An 18758-nucleotide genomic window follows, 5' to 3' on the forward strand; every position below is an offset into this window, starting at 1 on the left:
CAGGAGTCCGCGTGCCGCAACAACAGCCTGACTTGCCCCCCGAACTGCGGCCCCTGGCCGAAATGCCCCTGTTGAAACGGCTTGCCGCCCGGCTATTCGGGCATGGCTTGACCCGCCTGCGCGCCCAGCACCGGTTTTCCTGGTTGCACGGTCAGGCAGACGGGTTTCGTAGCGGGCACACGGCAGGTGTGGAGTATGGTTACAAGGAGGGTAAGCTCGAGGGTATCGAACAGGGGCGCCAGGTCTTGCTGATCCGCGATTTGCGTTCTCAGGAAGATCGGGTGCCCAAGGTAGACGATCATTTGTTCGACGACTGGCGCCTGCCCCTGACGACCGACCTGAAAAAGCGCATCAAGGCCGATGTGGTGCGTCTGTTACCAGCCCATGCCCAGCCAAGCTCCGCCCAGTGGAAGATGATTTTCAGCGATACGCCATCCACCTCGGTGATTGCCGGTGCCGGTGCGGGTAAATCCACCTCTCTGGTATTACGTATCCTGCTGCTTACTCATTACTTGGGCTTTGAGCTGAATTCGATGACGGTGGTGACGTTCACCCGGGAGTCACGCAAGGACTTCATCAACAAGCTCATGGAAATTCTCGGCCTGTGGGGCCAACCCCTTGGTCTGAAAGAGGCCCAGGCGGTGGTGCGCACCTTCCATTCGCGTATCTTGCCGATGGTGCGTAGCCTGCCAGGCTTGGAGCGGTTGCAAGCGTTTGAAAACCTCAATGCCCGCACCGAAGCGGGGTTTGATGAGGTAGATAGCAACCCCTTCGAGCTGCGCATCAACGACACCCAGCGTCAGCAACTGAATACGTGTTACTACGGGCTCTACGGCCGTCATGAGCGTTTTCGTGAGTTACTGGCGCCCCTGGCACGCCATGCCTTGCAACTCAAGGAGCTGGAGCGGGACCATCCGGATGTGCAAAAGCGCGTGGCGGTGACTGAGCTGGCGGCCAAGCGCGATGAAGAACTCTGCGATGTCATTGAAGACCTGTGGTTTCGCGCAGGGGCCTGGCCGATCAAGGGCATTGAGCCGAATCGCCAGACGGTGCAAATCAACGGTGCACAGTTCCATTGCCACGGTTACATTGCCGAACTGGATGCCTGGGTAGTGCTGGGCTTCGATCCTCGCGAGAACGCGGGGATCAGCCGGCCCGGCGCCAAGCTGTCGGTGCGGGCCGAGTGGGCTGTAAAGCGCACGCTGTTTCAAGCTTTTTGCCGCAAGCCTTTGATATGGCTTGAAAGTTATGATTCATCAAAACGTCTATCAAGCAGCCTGGCAGGGGACGCTACTGCCGGCCCGGGGTTTGATTACAAGGTTAAAGGTGAACTGGCCAGCACGCCGCTGCTGGACAGCTTTGTCACGGCAGCCGGGTTTATCGAGAACCTAGGCCTGGATGTGCCCACCGCCGTGGGACAAATGAGCTTTGCCAAGGATGATCCGGACCGTTTTTTCTTTGAGGCCCTGGGCATTTTCTGGAAAGCCCTGGAAGATCACCTGCTGGACCAATCGCCGCCGATCATGACCTACAATCGGATGTTCTCGCTGTTTGGCGAAAATACCCCGGAAAACCTCAAGTTGCTCAGCGACGGGTTATTGCGACCGATGTCGCACCTGATGATCGACGAATTCCAGGACGTGTCGCCGCAGATCGTCTCGTGGATCCGCGCCAGCCTGCGGGAAATTCGTAGCCGGGGCCCGGCGATGCATGTGGGCCGTGGCGCTCAGCGTTCTTCGCTGTTGTGTGTGGGGGACGACTGGCAGTCGATCTATGGCTGGCGTGGCAGCTCGCCCAAATACTTCATGGAATTCAACAATGAGTTCTCGTCGCCTGCGACGACCCGGGTGATGCTGGGGGAGAACTACCGCAGCCATCAATATGTAATTGATGCCGCCGAACACATCGTACGGGCTGCGCCGGCCATCAGTGGCAAGAAGGCCAAGGCGAGCGGAGCACCGAAAGCCCTGGTGCCGGTGGTGGTGCGTGATCGTGATGATGCAGCCTTGGCCCAGCAACTGTTGGTGCACTACCAGCAAGGCGATTCAATCTTGATGCTGTATCGAAAAAGTAGCGATAAGCTTTTGATTAATGAGCATATTCAGTCAGTAGTTAACCTGGATTCGAATTTGCCGCCTGCCGCGCGTCGGCTCAAACAGTTGACCTATCACAGCGCCAAGGGGCTACAGGCGGATGCGGTGTTCCTGCTCGGGGATTGCCAGCACCTCACCCGTTCACCCTACAAGAACCAGGTCTACCAAATGGCGGGGCTAGGCAAGGAAGGCGATGCCGAACCGTACGACTCGGCGCAGAAAGATGAAGTGTTGCGCCTGGCCTATGTGGGCATTACCCGGGCAGTGAGCCATTGCTATTGGTATATCGAAGGGCAGGATGCCCAAGGGGTGAATGTGCCGAAGGCGTCGGACCGTGTGGCGGGGGACAAGGCGTTTTTTGATGATCAGCGTGTGTAGACGCAGCCGAGACAGGAGGCTGCCAAGCAGCCCCCGAGGGCGGCCCTGAGGACGCGCATTGCAACCTCGCACCTCGGCATCCGGCGACTAGGCCCGCAGGGACTGTGGCGGCACAAACGATTCCAACTCGTCCTCGATTGCCTCGATGATTCGCTCTACATCCGTAGCATTCATCACTGTGGCACAGGGGATACCCGCGATAGCGATCAGGGTTTCGCCGCTGGTTCGATCAAACAATCGTGCGATCATGCTCCCGGGCGCATCCATACTCGCCTCAAAGCCTACTGGATGGAAATGCCAACGCATCAGCTGACAGGCGTTGGGGAATGTCACTTTATTCATGCTGCCCACCTTGTTCATAGAGCGCTTCCTTTAGCTCGCGGCAGGGGTCATGACCATACTGGTCCTGACCGTGGAGCGTTAAAAATAGCATTCGTTCGCATCACCATGGGTGATTTTTTGGCCCCGTTCGGCGGTTGTCATCCATTAACTTGATGTGCGTCATGCCTGGCGCAATTATTGAAGACGCCTTGAAAGTTGGGCAATCTCAAGGTTTATCAGCCTCAGAGCATTCTATGGCCGACATCGCCCCAGAAGATGACTCCCTGCAAACCCAAGCCACGGGTGAGCTCGTCCTGCGCCATCACCTGTGTTGGAGGCGCCGGGACCTGGATGGGGTGATGGCGTATTACCATCCGGGTATCCAGTACCACGATTTTTTTCAGAATCGCGTAGTGGGCTTCGATGACTTGCGTGATTACCTGCGCGCCAGCATGCCTCGCGCGCCCGACGAAGCCATTGAGCACAGCGATCGTATTCGCGTTGACGGCGACACCGCGTTCATCCAGTACCGCATCACTTTGCGCGGCAGCCAAGGCCTGGTGTCGTTTCGCACCAGCGAAGCAATTACCGTACGTGATGGCTTGATCTGGCGGGTCAATGAATACGCGTCACTGGTACATGAGCAACCCACCCGTAACTCCCGCTCCCAACCTATGCGCCCGCCGGTCAGCCGACTGGGCCTGTCGCCTCAGCAGTTGAGCTATCTGGCCAACGACTTGCAGCACTACTTCGAGCAACAACAGCCTTACCTGGACCCGGACCTGGACTTGCAACGGGTGGCCAAGGAATGTGGATATAGCCGCAATCAAATTTCTTACCTGTTGAATCAGGTACTGGGGCAGAGCTTTTATCGCTACGTCAACCAGGCACGCCTGCAACATTTGCTCGCGGCCCTGGACAAGGCCGCGCCGCCGATTCGTATCGATGAGCAGGCCTTTGCTGCCGGCTTCAATTCCCTGTCGGCGTTCTATCGTTGCTTCCGCCAGCACACGGGCCTGTCGCCCAAGGCTTACGTCAAACAAATTTCTCTGCGTGCACGCGCGCAAGACACTCCCTGAGGCCGGGGACTAGGATCACACCATCGACGTCAAGGGTGGGGGTCAGTATGCCGGCATGGGGCACTATCAGTTTATGGATGGACCAGTTGGATGAGTCACTCGTGGCACGGCCATGCCTGGAGCAGGACCTGGACCTCGACGTGGCCATCATCGGCGCTGGCTATACCGGGTTATGGACCGCCTATTACCTCAAGCGCCAGGCGCCTGAGCTAAAGATTGCCATTATTGAGGCGCAAACCGCTGGTTTTGGCGCTTCGGGCCGAAATGGTGGTTGGTTGATGGGCAATCTGCTGGGGGAGGAGCGTTTGTTGGCAAGCTTGCCCCCCGAGCAACGCCGCGCATCGTTCGACTTGCTGCACGGCATCCCCGATGAGGTAGCCCAGGTGGTCGAACGCGAAAGCATCGCCTGTGACTACCGCAAGGGCGGGGTGCTGTACTGTGCCGCCCGTTATCCGGAGCAGGAAACGAGCCTGCGCCAGTACCTCAATAAGCTCCATGCCCAAGGCCTCACCGAAGCCGATTACCGCTGGCTGGACCCTCGGCAACTGGCCGAGCAGATCCGTATCGCCAAGCCGTACGGCGGCATCTACGCACCCCATGTCGCGACGATTCACCCGGCCAAACTGGTGCGGGGCCTGGCACGGGTGGTGGAACAGAGGGGGGTCAAGGTCTATGAAAACAGCCCGGTGACTCACTGGCAGTCTGGCAGCTTGCGCACCGACAAGGCGCTGGTCCGTGCCCGATGGGTGGTGCCGGCGGTCGAGGGCTATGCCACGACCTTGGCGCCGTTGGGGCGTTACCAACTGCCGGTACAAAGCCTGATCGTCGCCACTGAGCCGTTGCCCACCAGTACCTGGGACGAAATCGGCCTGAACCGGGGCCAGGCTTTTAGTGAAAGCAGCCGACAGGTCACCTATGGCCAGCGTTCGGCGGACAATCGACTGGTGTTCGGTGCCCGGGGCGGCTATCAGTTTGCTGGCAAATTGCGTCATGACTTCGACCTGACCGACAGCGAAGTGGAGCTGCGCCGTTACCTGTTCGGCGCATTGTTTCCCCAGCTCAAGAACGTCCGTATCACACACGCCTGGGGTGGCAACCTGGGCATGTCCCGGCGCTTCAGGCCGCACATGCTTTGTGATCACCCATCGGGCATTGCCTTGTCCGGGGGGTATGGCGGTGAAGGCGTGGGAGCCAGCAACCTCGGCGGCCGGACCCTGGCGGACATGATCCTGGGCCTCGACACACCGCTGGTCCGCCAACCTTGGGTCATTCCCCAGGGCAATCTCGACGAGCTCAAGGCCTGGGAACCGGAACCCTGCCGCTGGCTGGGCTACAACGCGATCATTCGCAGCTTTGTCCACGAAGACCAGACCCTGGCCAACCCCAATACCCCACCCTGGCGCCGCCGCTTGGCCAGTGGGGTCGCCGGGTTTATGGAAGGTTTCATGCACTGAGTTGCATCAATCACTACAGGTATGAGCATCACTGCGTTGATGTTGACCGCCAACAGCACCGGTACCCAGGAAGTCATGCGCAAGACCTGTGCCCCGAGGCTGCAAGCTTCAAGACTCAAATTCAAAGCTTTCTGCTGTGCCTTTTGATCCCCTGCCATAAAAACAGTCTTATAACCGCCAGGAAATCGAACCATGAAACCCATTGCCCTGTTGCCCTTGTTGTTGATGGCCTCTCTCAGCCAGGCCGCCGAGACGGTGAAGATCTACAACTGGTCGGATTACATCGCCCCGAACACCACGAAGAACTTCCAGAAAGCTACCGGTATCGCTTTCACCTACGATGTATACGACAGCAACGAAACCCTCGATGGCAAGTTGATGACGGGCAAGTCCGGTTACGATGTGGTATTCCCGTCCAACCATTTCATGGCCCGGCAAATCCAGGGTGGGGCGCTGAAAAAGCTGGACAAGAGCCAGTTGCCCAACTGGAAAAACCTCAACCCGGTACTGCTCAAGGCCCTGGAAACCAACGACCCGGGTAATGCTCACGGCTTCCCGTACCTGTGGGGCAGCACCGGTATTGGCTACAACATCGATAAGGTCAAGGCCGTACTGGGGGACAATGCCCCCGTGGATTCGTGGGACCTGATCTTCAAGCCCGAATACATGGAAAAACTACAGCAGTGCGGGGTCGCCATTCTCGATAACGGCCCTGAACTGTTGCCGGCTGCGCTGAATTATCTGGGTTTGCCCCATCACAGCAAAAAAGCCGAGGATTACAAGAAGGCCGAAGCGCTGCTGATGACCGTGCGGCCTTATGTCAGCTACTTCCACTCCTCGAAATACACCAGCGACCTGGCCAACGGCAATATCTGCGTGGCTGTCGGTTTTTCCGGCGACATCCTCCAGGCTGAAAGCCGTGCCAAGGAAGCCAGGAACGGGGTGAGCATCGGCTACAACATCCCCAAGGAAGGCGCCGCCATCTGGTTCGACATGGTAGCCATGCCGGCTGATGCCCCGAATGAAAAGGCCGGTTATGCGTTTATGAACTACCTGCTGCGCCCGGAGGTGATGGCCAGTATCACCAACCACGTGCACTACGCCAATGGCAACGCCGCAGCCGACAGGCTGGTGGATCCGGCGATCAAGAGCGACACCAAGGTCTACCCGAGTCCGGAAATGATGGGCAAATTGTTTGCCCTGGAAGCGATGCCGCTGAACATCGACCGGACTCGCACACGGGTGTGGAACACCATTCGTACCGGTCGATAGGCTGTAGCCGCTGACGAGGTATGAAGGGCGCTCCTGCGGACACGCATCGCAGCCTCGTCTCTCGACGCGGCTACAAGATTATTAAGAGTTATGGCTTTTTAATATTGACAATGACACGGTGGCACTTTCTTAGTGCGTCCAGTCAATACATTGGATCCATTCGGATTGCTGGGAGTGAACGGATTAACACTTAAGGTTTTAGTAGTATTTAATATTTAAATACCGGCGTGCTCTGGTTTTATTCAATGAGGGCTCAAGACTAAGGGATATAGAGTGTTATTTGCTCGTGTTTGCAGGTGTCGTTGATCCAGCACATTTATACCGTGAAAAAAGTGCTGGACGGTTGATTTCATATTGTGTCAGTTTTCTTTCGCCTTCATAAGAGGCGAGTGATAGGACGATCTCGCCAGAGATGGTCGCTGTCGGACAAAAACTGTTCCACTTGCAAACAAGGAAGTACGTTTATGTCAAAAGTAAAAGACAAAGCTATTGTATCGGCGGCTCAAGCAAGTACTGCCTATACGCAAATCGATAGCTTTAGCCATCAGTATGATCGTGGCGGTAATCTCACGGTCAATGGCAAACCCTCCTTCACGGTCGATCAGGCCGCCGACCACCTGTTACGCGAAAACGCGGCTTATCAGGACGTTGACGGCAATGGAAGGATTGACCTGACCTACACCTTCCTGACCTCGGCATCCTCGGCGACCATGAACAAACATGGCATCACCGGGTTCAGCCAGTTCAATGCCACGCAGAAAGCACAGGCCGCACTGGCCATGCAATCCTGGGCGGATGTGGCCAATGTCACCTTCACCGAGAAAGCTTCGGGTGGCGACTTCCACATGACCTTTGGCAATTACAGTGGGGGCCAGGACGGCGCCGCTGCCTTTGCCTACCTACCGGGAACCAATGAGAAGTACAACGTGACGGGCACGGATGGTACCTCCTGGTACCTGACCAACAACAGCTACACGGCCAACGTCAATCCTGGGCTGAACAACTACGGTCGCCAGACCCTGACCCATGAGATCGGCCATACCCTGGGCCTGGATCATCCTGGCGACTACAACGCCGGGACCGGCAACCCCTCCTACAATGACGCGGACTACGGACAGGACACCCGTGGCTACAGCGTCATGAGTTACTGGAGTGAGAGCAACACCGACCAGAACTTCACCAAAGGCGGCGTAGAGGCTTATTCTTCCGGTCCGCTGATCGACGACATCGCCGCGATCCAGAAGCTCTACGGCACCAACTACGCAACCCGTTCCGGTGACACTACCTACGGTTTCAACTCCAATACCGGGCGTGATTTCCTCAGCGCCACCTCGAATGCCGACAAGCTGGTGTTCTCGGTATGGGACGGTGGTGGCAACGACACCCTGGACTTCTCCGGCTTCACCCAAAACCAGAAAATCAACCTCAATGAGGCCTCGTTCTCTGACGTTGGCGGCCTGGTTGGCAATATTTCCATTGCCAAGGGCGTAACGGTCGAAAATGCCATTGGCGGTTCCGGCAGTGACCTGTTGATCGGTAATGCCGCCGCTAACACCCTCAAGGGCGGTGCCGGCAACGACATCATCTTCGGCGGTGACGGTGCGGACAAACTGTGGGGTGGTGCGGGTTCGGACACTTTTGTGTTCGGTGCCAGCTCCGACTCCACGCCGGGCGCGGCGGATCAGATCCTGGACTTCATGTCGGGTTCGGACAAGATCGACCTGACCGGTATCACCCAAGGCTTTGGCCTGAGCTTCGTGAATGCGTTTACCGGGAATGCCGGCGATGCGGTGCTCAGCTACGCCTCGGGTAGCAACCTGGGCACGCTGGCCGTGGACTTCTCCGGGCACGGGGTGGCGGATTTCCTCGTCACGACCGTAGGTCAGGCCGCGGTCAGCGACATCGTGGCTTGATGTCAGGGTAAAAAATACAAGTGTAAAGGAGAGCGGCGCACACGCGCTGCTCTCTGCCCAGGCTCCAGCCCGCAATCGGGCGATGGAGCAGGAAAGGACGCGCCCATGAAGCAATATCACACCGCAGCCCGACGGGTTTTCCAGGGGGTGCTTATGTCGGCAGGAGCCACAGCCATGGCAAGCAGTCTGGTTTTACCCACTACCGCACAACTGGCGGGGCACTGGCAATTGCGCCAGCAAGAGCAGGTTTGCCCGCTGGACCTCATTGAAAACGCCAGCGCCCTGGGCGGTGACGTGGAATGCGCTGGCCGTTGGCTCGGGGAAAAACCTTCGAGTTGGTTGCCTACACCAGACGGCATCTGGCTGATGAATGTCGAAGGTACTGGCATTACGCACTTGAACCGCCAGAAAGAAGATGAATACGTAGGTCGGACCCAATCTGGAGGCGTCCTTATATTAAGGCGCGCACCTTGAACACTGCACGTGGATAAGTTTCGCGCTATATCGTTATAACCAGCGCCGTTGTATCGACGGATAAAAAGAGTGCGCAGAGCACCGATATATTAGTTTGTCTGTCACTTTTAACACCCCGCAGGGGTTTTGATAGTTTGCCTGCTCCCCTCATCGGGACGCCCGGCAAACTATTGTGCGCATTTCAGCTCAGGGAAGATTAAGCAATATGGCGAAGACCACTCCCGCTGCACCACTGTTTAAAGCGCTTGGCGATTATAAGAATATCCTGATCAGCATTGGCTGCTTCACGGCCCTGATCAATGTGCTGATGCTGGTGCCCTCGATTTATATGCTGCAAGTGTACGACCGCGTCCTGTCTTCCCAGAACGAAACTACCCTGGTCATGTTGACCCTGATGGTGGTCGGGTTCTTTGCCTTTATTGGCGTATTGGAAGTGATCCGCAGCTTTATCGTGATCCGTATCGGCAGCCAGTTGGAGCGTCGTTTCAACCTGCGGGTCTACAAGGCTGCCTTCGAACGCAACCTGCAACGAGGCGAGGGGCATGCCGGGCAGTCCTTGGGGGACTTGACCCAGATCCGCCAATTCATCACGGGGCCTGCGCTGTTCGCTTTTTTCGATGCGCCGTGGTTCCCGATCTACCTGTTTGTGATTTTCCTGTTCAATGTCTGGCTCGGCGTGCTCGCCACTGCCGGGGCGGTGCTGCTGATTGCCCTGGCATGCCTCAATGAATACCTGACCAAAAAGCCACTGGGCGAGGCCAGCAGCTACTCGCAGCAGTCCACTCAACTGGCGACCAGCCACCTGCATAACGCTGAAACCATCCAGGCCATGGGCATGCTCGGTGCCTTGCGCAAGCGCTGGTTCCAGGTGCACTCGCGGTTTCTCGGCTTACAGAACAAGGCCAGCGACACTGGTTCGATCATCAGTTCCCTGAGTAAGAGCTTGCGCCTATGCCTGCAATCCCTGGTGCTGGGCCTGGGTGCGTTGCTGGTGATCAAGGGTGACATGAGCGCCGGGATGATGATCGCCGGCTCCATCCTGATGGGCCGGGTGTTGAGCCCCATCGATCAGTTGATTGCTGTATGGAAACAATGGAGCTCGGCCAAGCTGGCCTATCAGCGCCTGGATGGCCTGCTGCGCGAGTTCCCGCCCGAAGGCGAACAGATGGCGTTGCCGGCGCCCAAGGGCCACGTGAGTTTTGAGCAGGTCAGCGCTGGGCCTGCGGGGCGACGCATGGCGACCCTGCATCAGGTCAGCTTCAGCCTGGCGGCCGGAGAGGTGCTGGGTGTGCTGGGGGCTTCCGGCTCCGGAAAATCCACCCTGGCTCGGGTACTGGTGGGCGTCTGGCCGACCCTGGCCGGCACTGTGCGCCTGGACGGTGCGGACATTCACCGCTGGGACCGTGACGATCTTGGCCCGCATATCGGTTACTTGCCCCAGGACATCGAACTGTTCAGCGGCAGCATCGCCGACAACATTGCGCGTTTTCGCGAAGCCGATCCCGAGCAGGTGGTGCTGGCTGCCCAACAAGCCGGTGTGCACGAGCTGATCCTGCGCTTGCCTCACGGCTACGACACCGTTTTGGGTGACGACGGCAGCGGCTTGTCCGGCGGCCAGAAGCAACGGGTGGCCCTGGCCCGGGCGCTGTATGGCAACCCTCGGCTGATCGTGCTCGATGAGCCCAACTCCAACCTCGACACCGTGGGCGAAGCCGCGCTGGCCAGTGCCATCGTGCAGATGAAAGCCCAGGGCAGCAGCGTGATCCTGGTGACTCATCGTTCTTCGGCCCTGGCCCAGGCCGACAAGTTGCTGGTGCTCAACGAAGGGCGCTTGCAAGCGTTCGGCCCGAGTCAGGATGTGCTGCGAGCATTGTCCGGTCAGCAACAAGAAGCGCCGCGTGAAAAGGCTGGGGTCAGCCTCAGCCGTCAGTATCAAGCCGCAAGGAATCCAGGCGCATGAGCATCGACAACAGCCTTCAAATCAACCACGACTATGAGCAGGCCCACCCCGAGCGCGACGCGCGGTTCTTCGCCCGCCTGGGCTGGTTGCTGACGGTAGTCGGCGCTGGCGGATTTTTTCTCTGGGCCAGCCTGGCGCCGCTGGATCAAGGCATTCCTGTGCAGGGCACGGTGGTGGTCTCGGGCAAGCGCAAAGCGGTACAAACCCTGAGCCCTGGCGTGGTCAGCCGGATTCTGGTACGTGAAGGCGAGACGGTAAAACAGGGCCAGCCGCTGTTTCGTCTCGACCAGACGCAAACCCAGGCCGACGTGCAATCCTTGCAAGCCCAGTACCGAATGGCCTGGGCCAGTGTTGCCCGCTGGCAGAGCGAGCGCGACAACCATACCCGCGTGAGCTTTCCCGCCGAATTGAGCGCTAACCCCGACCCGGCCCTGGCCCTGGTACTGGAAGGCCAGCGCCAACTGTTCAGCAGCCGTCGCGAAGCCTTTGCCCGGGAGCAGGCCGGGATCGGTGCCAATATCGAAGGGGCCACCGCCCAACTGAACGGCATGCGCCGTGCCCGCAGCGACCTGGGCGCCCAGGCGCAATCCCTGCGTGATCAACTGAGTAATCTGCAACCCCTGGCCGACAACGGTTACATCCCGCGCAACCGCTTGATGGAGTACCAGCGGCAACTGTCCCAAGTGCAACAGGACCTGGCGCAGAACACCGGGGAAAGCGGGCGCATCGAACAAGGCATCCTGGAGTCACGGCTCAAACTGCAGCAGCACAGTGAGGAATACCAGAAGGAAGTGCGCAGCCAACTGGCCGATGCACAACTGCGCAGCCTGACCCTGGAACAGCAATTGACCTCCGCCGGGTTTGACCTGCAACACAGCGAAATCAATGCCCCGGCGGACGGCATCGCAGTCAACCTTGGGGTGCATACCGAAGGGGCCGTGGTGCGCGCGGGCGAAACCCTGCTGGAGATCGTACCCCAGGGCACGCGCCTGGAAGTGGAAGGCCATCTGCCGGTGCATCTGGTGGACAAGGTTGGTACTCACTTACCCGTGGATATCCTCTTTACCGCCTTTAACCAAAGCCGTACGCCACGGGTGCCGGGGGAGGTCAGCCTGATTTCCGCCGACCAGATGCTCGACGAAAAAACCGGTGCGCCGTACTACGTGTTGCGCACCACCGTCAGCGCGGGGGCCCTGGAGAAACTCCATGGCCTGGTGATCAAGCCGGGGATGCCGGCAGAGATGTTTGTGCGCACCGGTGAGCGTTCATTGCTCAATTACCTGTTCAAGCCGCTGCTGGATCGAGCCAGCTCCGCGTTGACGGAGCAATGAGTATGAAGCCAGTGTTGATGGCTCTGTTGCTGGTTTGCAGCAGCGCCCAGGCCGCTATGGGGCCGTTCGATGTGTACGAGCAGGCCTTGCGTAACGATCCGGTATTTCTCGGCGCCATCAAGGAGCGCGACGCGGGCCTGGAAAACCGCCTTATTGGCCGCGCCGGCCTCTTGCCGCGCCTGTCTTACAGCTACAACAAAGGCCGCAACAACTCCCAGGCCACCTTGCCCGATGGCCGTGGCGCCAGCTATCGCGACGACCGCAACTACAACAGCTACGGCTCGACGTTCACCTTGCAACAGCCGCTGTTTGACTACGAGGCCTATGCCAACTACCGCAAGGGTGTGGCCGAAGCGCTGTTTGCCGACGAAAACTTCCGCGACAAGAGCCAGGCGTTGCTGGTGCGGGTGCTGACGTATTACACCCAGGCGTTGTTTGCCCAAGACCAGATCGATATCGCCCGGGCCAAGAAGAAAGCCTTCGAGCAGCAGTTCCAGCAAAACCAGCACCTGTTCAAACAGGGCGAGGGTACCCGCACCGATATCCTGGAAGCCGAATCGCGGTATGAGCTGGCCACCGCCGAGGAGATCCAGGCGCTGGACGAACAAGACGCTTCACTGCGCGAGCTGGGCGCATTGATCGGCATGCCCAGCGTCAACATCACTGACCTTGCTCCACTCAACGCAGGTTTTGCCACTTTCACCCTGACCCCGGCCAGCTACGACACCTGGCACGAACTGGCAATAACCAACAACCCGACCCTGGCCTCCCAGCGCCAGTCCCTGGAAGTGGCGCGTTATGAAGTGGAGCGCAACCGCGCCGGGCACTTGCCGCGAGTCACGGCTTACGCCACTTCCCGGCAACAGGAGTCAGACACCGGTAACACCTACAACCAGCGTTATGACACCAACACCATCGGCATTGAACTCAGCATGCCGCTGTATGCCGGCGGCGGTGTATCGGCCTCGACCCGTCAGGCCAGCCGCGCCATGGAACAGGCCGAATACGAGCTGGAAGGCAAGACCCGGGAAACCCTGATCGAACTGCGCCGTCAATTCAGCGCCTGCCTGTCGGGGGTGAGCAAGTTGCGGGCCTATCAAAAAGCGTTGGTCTCGGCTGAGGCACTGGTGGTCTCGACCCAGCAAAGCATCCTCGGCGGCGAGCGGGTCAACCTCGATGCCCTCAATGCCGAGCAACAGCTGTACAGCACCCGCCGCGATTTGGCCCAGGCCCGTTACGACTACTTGATGGCCTGGACCAAATTGCATTACTACGCCGGCAATTTGCGCGATACCGACCTGGCCAAGGTGGATGAGGCCTTTGGCCCGATGACACGGTAATGACAGGGCTACAGCGATTACCTGACACAAATGCACTAAGACACTAAGGAAGGTCACCGTGAATATAAAAAAACGAGGGTTACACACCGTCCCGTCAACAGGCCCGGGCTACCCGCCCAGGGCCCTGAGCTGCGTGCCATACGGTGCGCTGCTATGTTGCCTGGCAAGCCTGGGTACCGCCCAGGCCGCACCCTACGTCGAAAGCGGCAAACTGGGGGATGCAAGCAGCTGGCACAGCAATGAGTTCAAGGCCGATTGGGGCCTGGGCGCGGTCAATGCCGATACGGCCTACGCCGCCGGCTACACCGGCAAGGGCGTCAAACTGGGGATCTTCGACCAGCCGGTCTACACCCAGCACCCGGAATTCGCCAGCCCCAACAAGGTGGTAACGATCGTCACCGAAGGCATTCGTCAATACACCGACCCCTATATCCCGGTGAAGGCCGGCGATGCCTTCCGCTACGACGGTACGCCATCCCTGGGCTCCAATGGCAAGCTCGGTAACCACGGCACCCACGTTGGCGGCATTGCCGCTGGCAACCGTGATGGCGGGCCGATGCATGGCGTGGCGTTCAACGCGCAGATCGTCAGCGCCGAAAACGGCGACCCCGGCCCGGAAGACGGCATCATCCTGGGCAATGACGGTGCGGTGTATAAAGCGGGCTGGGATGCCCTGGTGGCCAGCGGTGCGCGGATCATCAACAACAGCTGGGGGATTGGCATTGGCGAGCAGTACGCCAATGGCGGACGGGACCCGGCGTTCCCCAACTTCACGGTCAATGAAGCCAAGGCACAATTCAATAACATCCGGCCAATTCTTGGCACCCTTGCCGGCGGCGCCTACCAAGGTGCTATCGATGCGGCCCGCAGCGGGGTGCTGACCATTTTCGCCGCCGGCAATGACTACAACCGCAACAACCCGGATGCTATCTCGGGCCTGGCGTACTTTGTGCCGGATATCGCACCCAATTGGTTGTCGGTGGCGGCGCTGCAACAGAATCCCGACACGGCCAGCAGCGATCCCTATGTGATCAGTACCTTTTCTTCCCGTTGTGGCTACGCCGCCAGCTTCTGCGTCGCGGCGCCGGGAACCAAGATCTACAGCTCGGTGATCAACGGCACCAGCCTGGAAAACCTGAGCACCGACTGGGCCAACTTCAACGGCACCTCTATGGCCGCTCCCCACGTGGCAGGCAGCGCGGCGGTGTTGATGGAGCGCTTCCCGTACATGAGCGGCGAGCAGATTTCCACCCTGCTGAAAACCACGGCCACCGACCTCGGCGCCCCGGGCATCGACGCGCTGTACGGCTGGGGCATGATCAACCTGGGCAAGGCTGTCAACGGTCCGGGGATGTTTATCACCGCCGAGGATATTCCGGCCGAGTTCCGTATCGACGGCGCCTATGGCAGCGGTCAGTTTGTTGCAGACTTGCCGGGGATTGGCGCGGTAGTGGATGCCGGAAAACCGACCCAGCGGGTGTGCAATGACGTGCATTGCGGCCTGGATGTGTGGAGCAATAACATCGCAGGTCACGGCGGGTTGACCAAACAGGGGATCGGCGCCCTGGTGCTGACCGGCACCAACACCTACAGCGGCCCGACCCTGGTCAATCAAGGCCTGCTGGCGATCAATGGCTCGCTCACCTCCGGCGTCACCGTCAGCAACAGTGGCGTAGTGGGTGGTTCCGGCCGTATCGGCTCGCTGGTGGCAAACAGCGGCGGCACCGTGGCGCCCGGCAACTCCATCGGCACCTTGAATGTGGCGGGGGATGTGCGCTTCGAAGCCGGTTCCACGTACGCGGTGGAGCTGTCGTCCACCCGCAGTGATCGGCTCGTCGCGGGTGGCCAGGCCTCCCTCAATGGCGGCACGGTGACCCTGGCACTGGAAAACAGCCCGAGCTTGCTCAGCCAGACGCAGGTCCAGAGCTTGATCGGTCGCCAATACAATATCCTCCAGGCCGCTGGCGGCGTCACCGGCAGCTTTGCTTCGGTGTCACCCAACTACCTGTTTCTTGGGGGCACGTTGAATTACACCGGCAACGCTGTACAGCTGGATGTCGGCCGCAACGGCAACAGCTTCGCCAGCGCCGCTGCCACCGATAACCAACGCTCCGTGGCCGCTGCCGCCGAGCAGTTGGGGGCTGGCAATGGCGTATATGAAAGCCTGCTGTTGGCGCCCAACGCGGCGTCGGCCCAGGAGGCCTTCCAGCAGTTGAATGGAGAAGTCTACCCGGCCCTGGAAACCGCGCTGATCAATGACAGCCGCCACCTGCGCGAAGCCGTGGGCGAACGCCTGCAGCGGGGCGAAATGGGCACGTCCACCCAGACCCTCGACAGTCGTGGTAACGTCTGGATCAAGGCGCTTGGCGCCTGGGGCAAGACCGACAGCGCCAGCGCCACGGCGGGCTATACCACTTCCATCGGCGGCATGTTGGTGGGTGTAGACGGGGCGCTGGACGACGACACCCGACTGGGCCTGATGGCCGGTTACAGCGACACCTCGCTGAACATGGGCGATGGCACCCATTCCCGGGCGGCGGTGGACAGCTACCACTTCGGCGCCTATGCCGGGCACGAAATCGGCGCCTGGCGCCTGAGCGGTGGCGCGACCTACAGCTGGCACCGCGCCGATGTGAAACGTGACCTGCAATACGGCGAAGTGGCAGGCAAGCAGAAAGCCCGAGTAGATGCCAACAGCACTCAGGTGTTTACCGAAGCCGCTTACCGCCTGAACCTGCAACCGCTGGCCCTGGAGCCGTTCGCCAGCCTGGCCTATGTGCACCTGGACACCGACGGTTTCAAAGAGAAGGGCGACGCCGCCGCGCTGAAAGGTGGGGATGACAACCGCGACCTGGTATTGAGCACCCTCGGTGTACGGGCGTTGAAAACCTTCAACGTGACCGACCATCAGCAACTGGAAGTCTCCGGCACCCTGGGTTGGCAGCACAACCTGAGCGGCACTGACTCCGAGCGGCACCTGGCGTTTGCCTCGAGCAATACCGCATTTGCGGTGCAGAGTTCGCCGATGGTGCGTGATGCCGCTTTGGTGGGGGCTCGCGCGAGCCTGGCGCTGACCAAGGATGCGCGGGTGAATTTTGACTACAACGGCCTGCTGGCCAATAAAGAAAAAATCCACGCAGTGGGATTGAGCCTGGATTGGGCGTTCTGATCCCAACCCCCTGATGACGGTCATTCCCACACAGTGGGAATGACCGAGAGGTGTTTTAGCTTTCTCGAAAACTCCAACAAAAGAGAGGCAATACCATGGGTGTCTATGACTATAAAAACCTCGGGACCGAGGACTCCAAAGCACTGTTCGCCGACGCTATGGCGATCACGTTGTATTCTTACCACAACCTGGACAATGGATTTGCCGTTGGTTATCAACACAACGGCTTGGGTCTCGGTTTGCCGGCGACACTGGTCCAGGCGCTGCTCGGCAGCACCGACTCCCAGGGCGTGATCCCGGGGGTTCCCTGGAACCCCGACTCGGAAAAGGCCGCGCTGGAGGCCGTGCAAAAGGCCGGTTGGACGCCCATCAGCGCGAGCACTTTGGGCTATGACGGCAAGGTTGATGCCCGAGGGACATTCTTTGGCGAGAAAGCCGGCTACACCACTGCGCAAGCGGAGGTGCTGGGTAAATACGACGAGGGCGGCAAGCTGCTGGAAGTCGGTATCGCCTTTCGCGGTACCTCCGGGCCGCGGGAAACCCTGATCAGTGACTCCTTTGGTGACGTGATCAACGACCTGTTGGCGGCCTTCGGGCCCAAGGACTATGCGAAAAACTACACGGGTGAAGCCTTTGGTACCTTGCTCAAGGACGTCGCCGCCTATGCCAGCAGCCAAGGCCTGACGGGCGCGGACATGCTGGTCAGCGGCCACAGCCTCGGTGGCCTGGCGGTCAACAGCATGGCCGACTTGAGCAACGATAAATGGTCCGGCTTCTACAAGGATGCCAACTACCTGGCCTACGCCTCACCGACCCAGAGCGCCGGCGACAAGGTCCTGAACATCGGCTATGAACAGGACCCGGTATTTCGTGCCCTGGAAGGTTCGTCGTTCAACCTGTCGTCCCTGGGGGTACACGACACGCCCCACGAATCGAGCACCGATAACATCGTCAGCTTCAACGATTATTACGCATCGGCGCTGTGGAATGCGTTGCCGTTTTCCATCCTCAATCTGCCAACCTGGGTGACTCACCTGCCGACAGGCTATGGCGACGGCATGACGCGGATCCTTGAGTCCGGCTTCTACGACCTGACCACCCGCGACTCGACGATTATCGTCGCCAACCTGTCAGACCCGGCGAAGGCCAATACCTGGGTGCAAGACCTCAACCGCAATGCCGAGAGCCACAAGGGCAGCACCTTCATCATCGGCAGCGACGGCGCCGACCTGATCCAGGGCGGCCGCGGCAATGACTACCTGGAAGGTCGCGCCGGCAATGACACCTTCCGCGACAGTGGTGGCTACAACCTCATTCACGGGGGTTCGGGGTACAACACCCTGGACTTGCAGCAGTCACTGCACAAGGTTGATATCGCCAGCGATGGCGCCGGCACGCTGTTTATCCGCGACAGCCACGGCGGCATCAGCATGACCCGGGATATCGGCGCGCTGGTGAGCAAGGAGAGCGCGTTGGTTTTCTTCAACAAAGAGGTCACTCACAGCGTCACCGACCAGGGCTTGCTGGCGGGCAATGACCTGACGGCCTACGCCTCATCGGTCAAGGGCGATGCCGGCAATAACGTGCTCAAGGCCCATGACTCAGGGGACTGGCTGTTTGGCCTGGACGGCGTTGACCATTTGATCGGTGGCAAGGGCAATGATGTGTTGGTGGGCGGCGCCGGTAATGACCTGATGGAGGCTGGCGGCGGCAAGAACACCTTTTTGTTCAACGGGTCGTTTGGCCAGGACACGATCATTGGTTACCAGGCGACAGACAAACTGGTGTTCATGGGGGTAGACGGGGTAGGCGGGCAATATGACTACCGTGAGCATGCCACAGCGGTGGGGGCCGATACGGTGCTCAGCTTTGGCGGCGATTCAGTGACGCTGGTGGGGGTGGGGCTTGATAGCCTGTCGGCGGACGGGGTTGTCATTACCTGATCAACGACGGGAGCCGGGTAGCGCCGGCTCC

At 59.6% G+C, this 18758-nt stretch carries 12 protein-coding genes; 11 read left to right on the forward strand and 1 reads right to left on the reverse strand.

The window, feature by feature from the left end:
- The first annotated feature begins 11 nt into the window (after positions 1–11).
- Positions 12–2471, forward strand: coding sequence for a UvrD-helicase domain-containing protein (locus tag GIR22_RS16430; protein WP_178122309.1), 2460 nt, complete (start codon positions 12–14; stop codon positions 2469–2471).
- An 87-nt stretch (positions 2472–2558) separates the two neighbouring features.
- Here GIR22_RS16430 and GIR22_RS16435 read toward each other — a convergent pair whose 3' ends face one another.
- Positions 2559–2831 (reverse strand): DUF1652 domain-containing protein, encoded by a 273-nt coding sequence (locus tag GIR22_RS16435; protein WP_154744359.1) that lies wholly within the window; start codon positions 2829–2831, stop codon positions 2559–2561.
- 215 nt (positions 2832–3046) lie between these two features.
- Between GIR22_RS16435 and GIR22_RS16440 the strand changes: the two genes are divergently transcribed.
- From GIR22_RS16440 to GIR22_RS16485, 10 genes are all read left to right on the forward strand, one after another.
- Complete coding sequence (locus tag GIR22_RS16440; protein ID WP_154744360.1) at positions 3047–3871, forward strand: helix-turn-helix domain-containing protein; 825 nt, start codon at positions 3047–3049, stop codon at positions 3869–3871.
- Positions 3872–3918: 47 nt separating this feature from the next.
- Positions 3919–5325: an NAD(P)/FAD-dependent oxidoreductase gene (locus GIR22_RS16445; protein ID WP_154744361.1), complete on the forward strand. Its 1407-nt coding sequence runs from the start codon at positions 3919–3921 to the stop codon at positions 5323–5325.
- 192 nt (positions 5326–5517) lie between these two features.
- Complete coding sequence (locus GIR22_RS16450) at positions 5518–6597, forward strand: polyamine ABC transporter substrate-binding protein (RefSeq protein ID WP_154744362.1); 1080 nt, start codon at positions 5518–5520, stop codon at positions 6595–6597.
- Positions 6598–7061: 464 nt separating this feature from the next.
- The gene (locus tag GIR22_RS16455) at positions 7062–8510 is read left to right on the forward strand and encodes a serralysin family metalloprotease (RefSeq protein WP_154744363.1); all 1449 of its coding nucleotides are present in this window, start codon (positions 7062–7064) and stop codon (positions 8508–8510) included.
- Positions 8511–8615: 105 nt separating this feature from the next.
- Positions 8616–8984 (forward strand): protease inhibitor Inh/omp19 family protein, encoded by a 369-nt coding sequence (locus GIR22_RS16460; protein WP_154744364.1) that lies wholly within the window; start codon positions 8616–8618, stop codon positions 8982–8984.
- A gap of 205 nt (positions 8985–9189) precedes the next feature.
- Complete coding sequence (locus GIR22_RS16465) at positions 9190–10944, forward strand: type I secretion system permease/ATPase (RefSeq protein WP_154744365.1); 1755 nt, start codon at positions 9190–9192, stop codon at positions 10942–10944.
- Complete coding sequence (locus tag GIR22_RS16470) at positions 10941–12275, forward strand: HlyD family type I secretion periplasmic adaptor subunit (protein WP_154744366.1); 1335 nt, start codon at positions 10941–10943, stop codon at positions 12273–12275. The genes GIR22_RS16465 and GIR22_RS16470 overlap by 4 nt, the downstream gene beginning before the upstream one ends.
- A gap of 2 nt (positions 12276–12277) precedes the next feature.
- Positions 12278–13615 carry a TolC family outer membrane protein gene (locus GIR22_RS16475; protein ID WP_154744367.1) on the forward strand — a complete coding sequence of 446 codons (1338 nt, stop codon included), beginning with the start codon at positions 12278–12280 and terminating at the stop codon, positions 13613–13615.
- A gap of 58 nt (positions 13616–13673) precedes the next feature.
- Positions 13674–16784, forward strand: a complete 3111-nt coding sequence (locus tag GIR22_RS16480; RefSeq protein ID WP_178122310.1) for an autotransporter domain-containing protein — start codon at positions 13674–13676, stop codon at positions 16782–16784.
- Positions 16785–16879: 95 nt separating this feature from the next.
- Positions 16880–18727 (forward strand): polyurethane esterase, encoded by a 1848-nt coding sequence (locus GIR22_RS16485; RefSeq protein WP_154744368.1) that lies wholly within the window; start codon positions 16880–16882, stop codon positions 18725–18727.
- Positions 18728–18758: the final 31 nt, after the last annotated feature.

Source organism: Pseudomonas karstica, assembly GCF_009707515.1.
Classification (GTDB): Bacteria; Pseudomonadota; Gammaproteobacteria; order Pseudomonadales; family Pseudomonadaceae; genus Aquipseudomonas; species Aquipseudomonas karstica.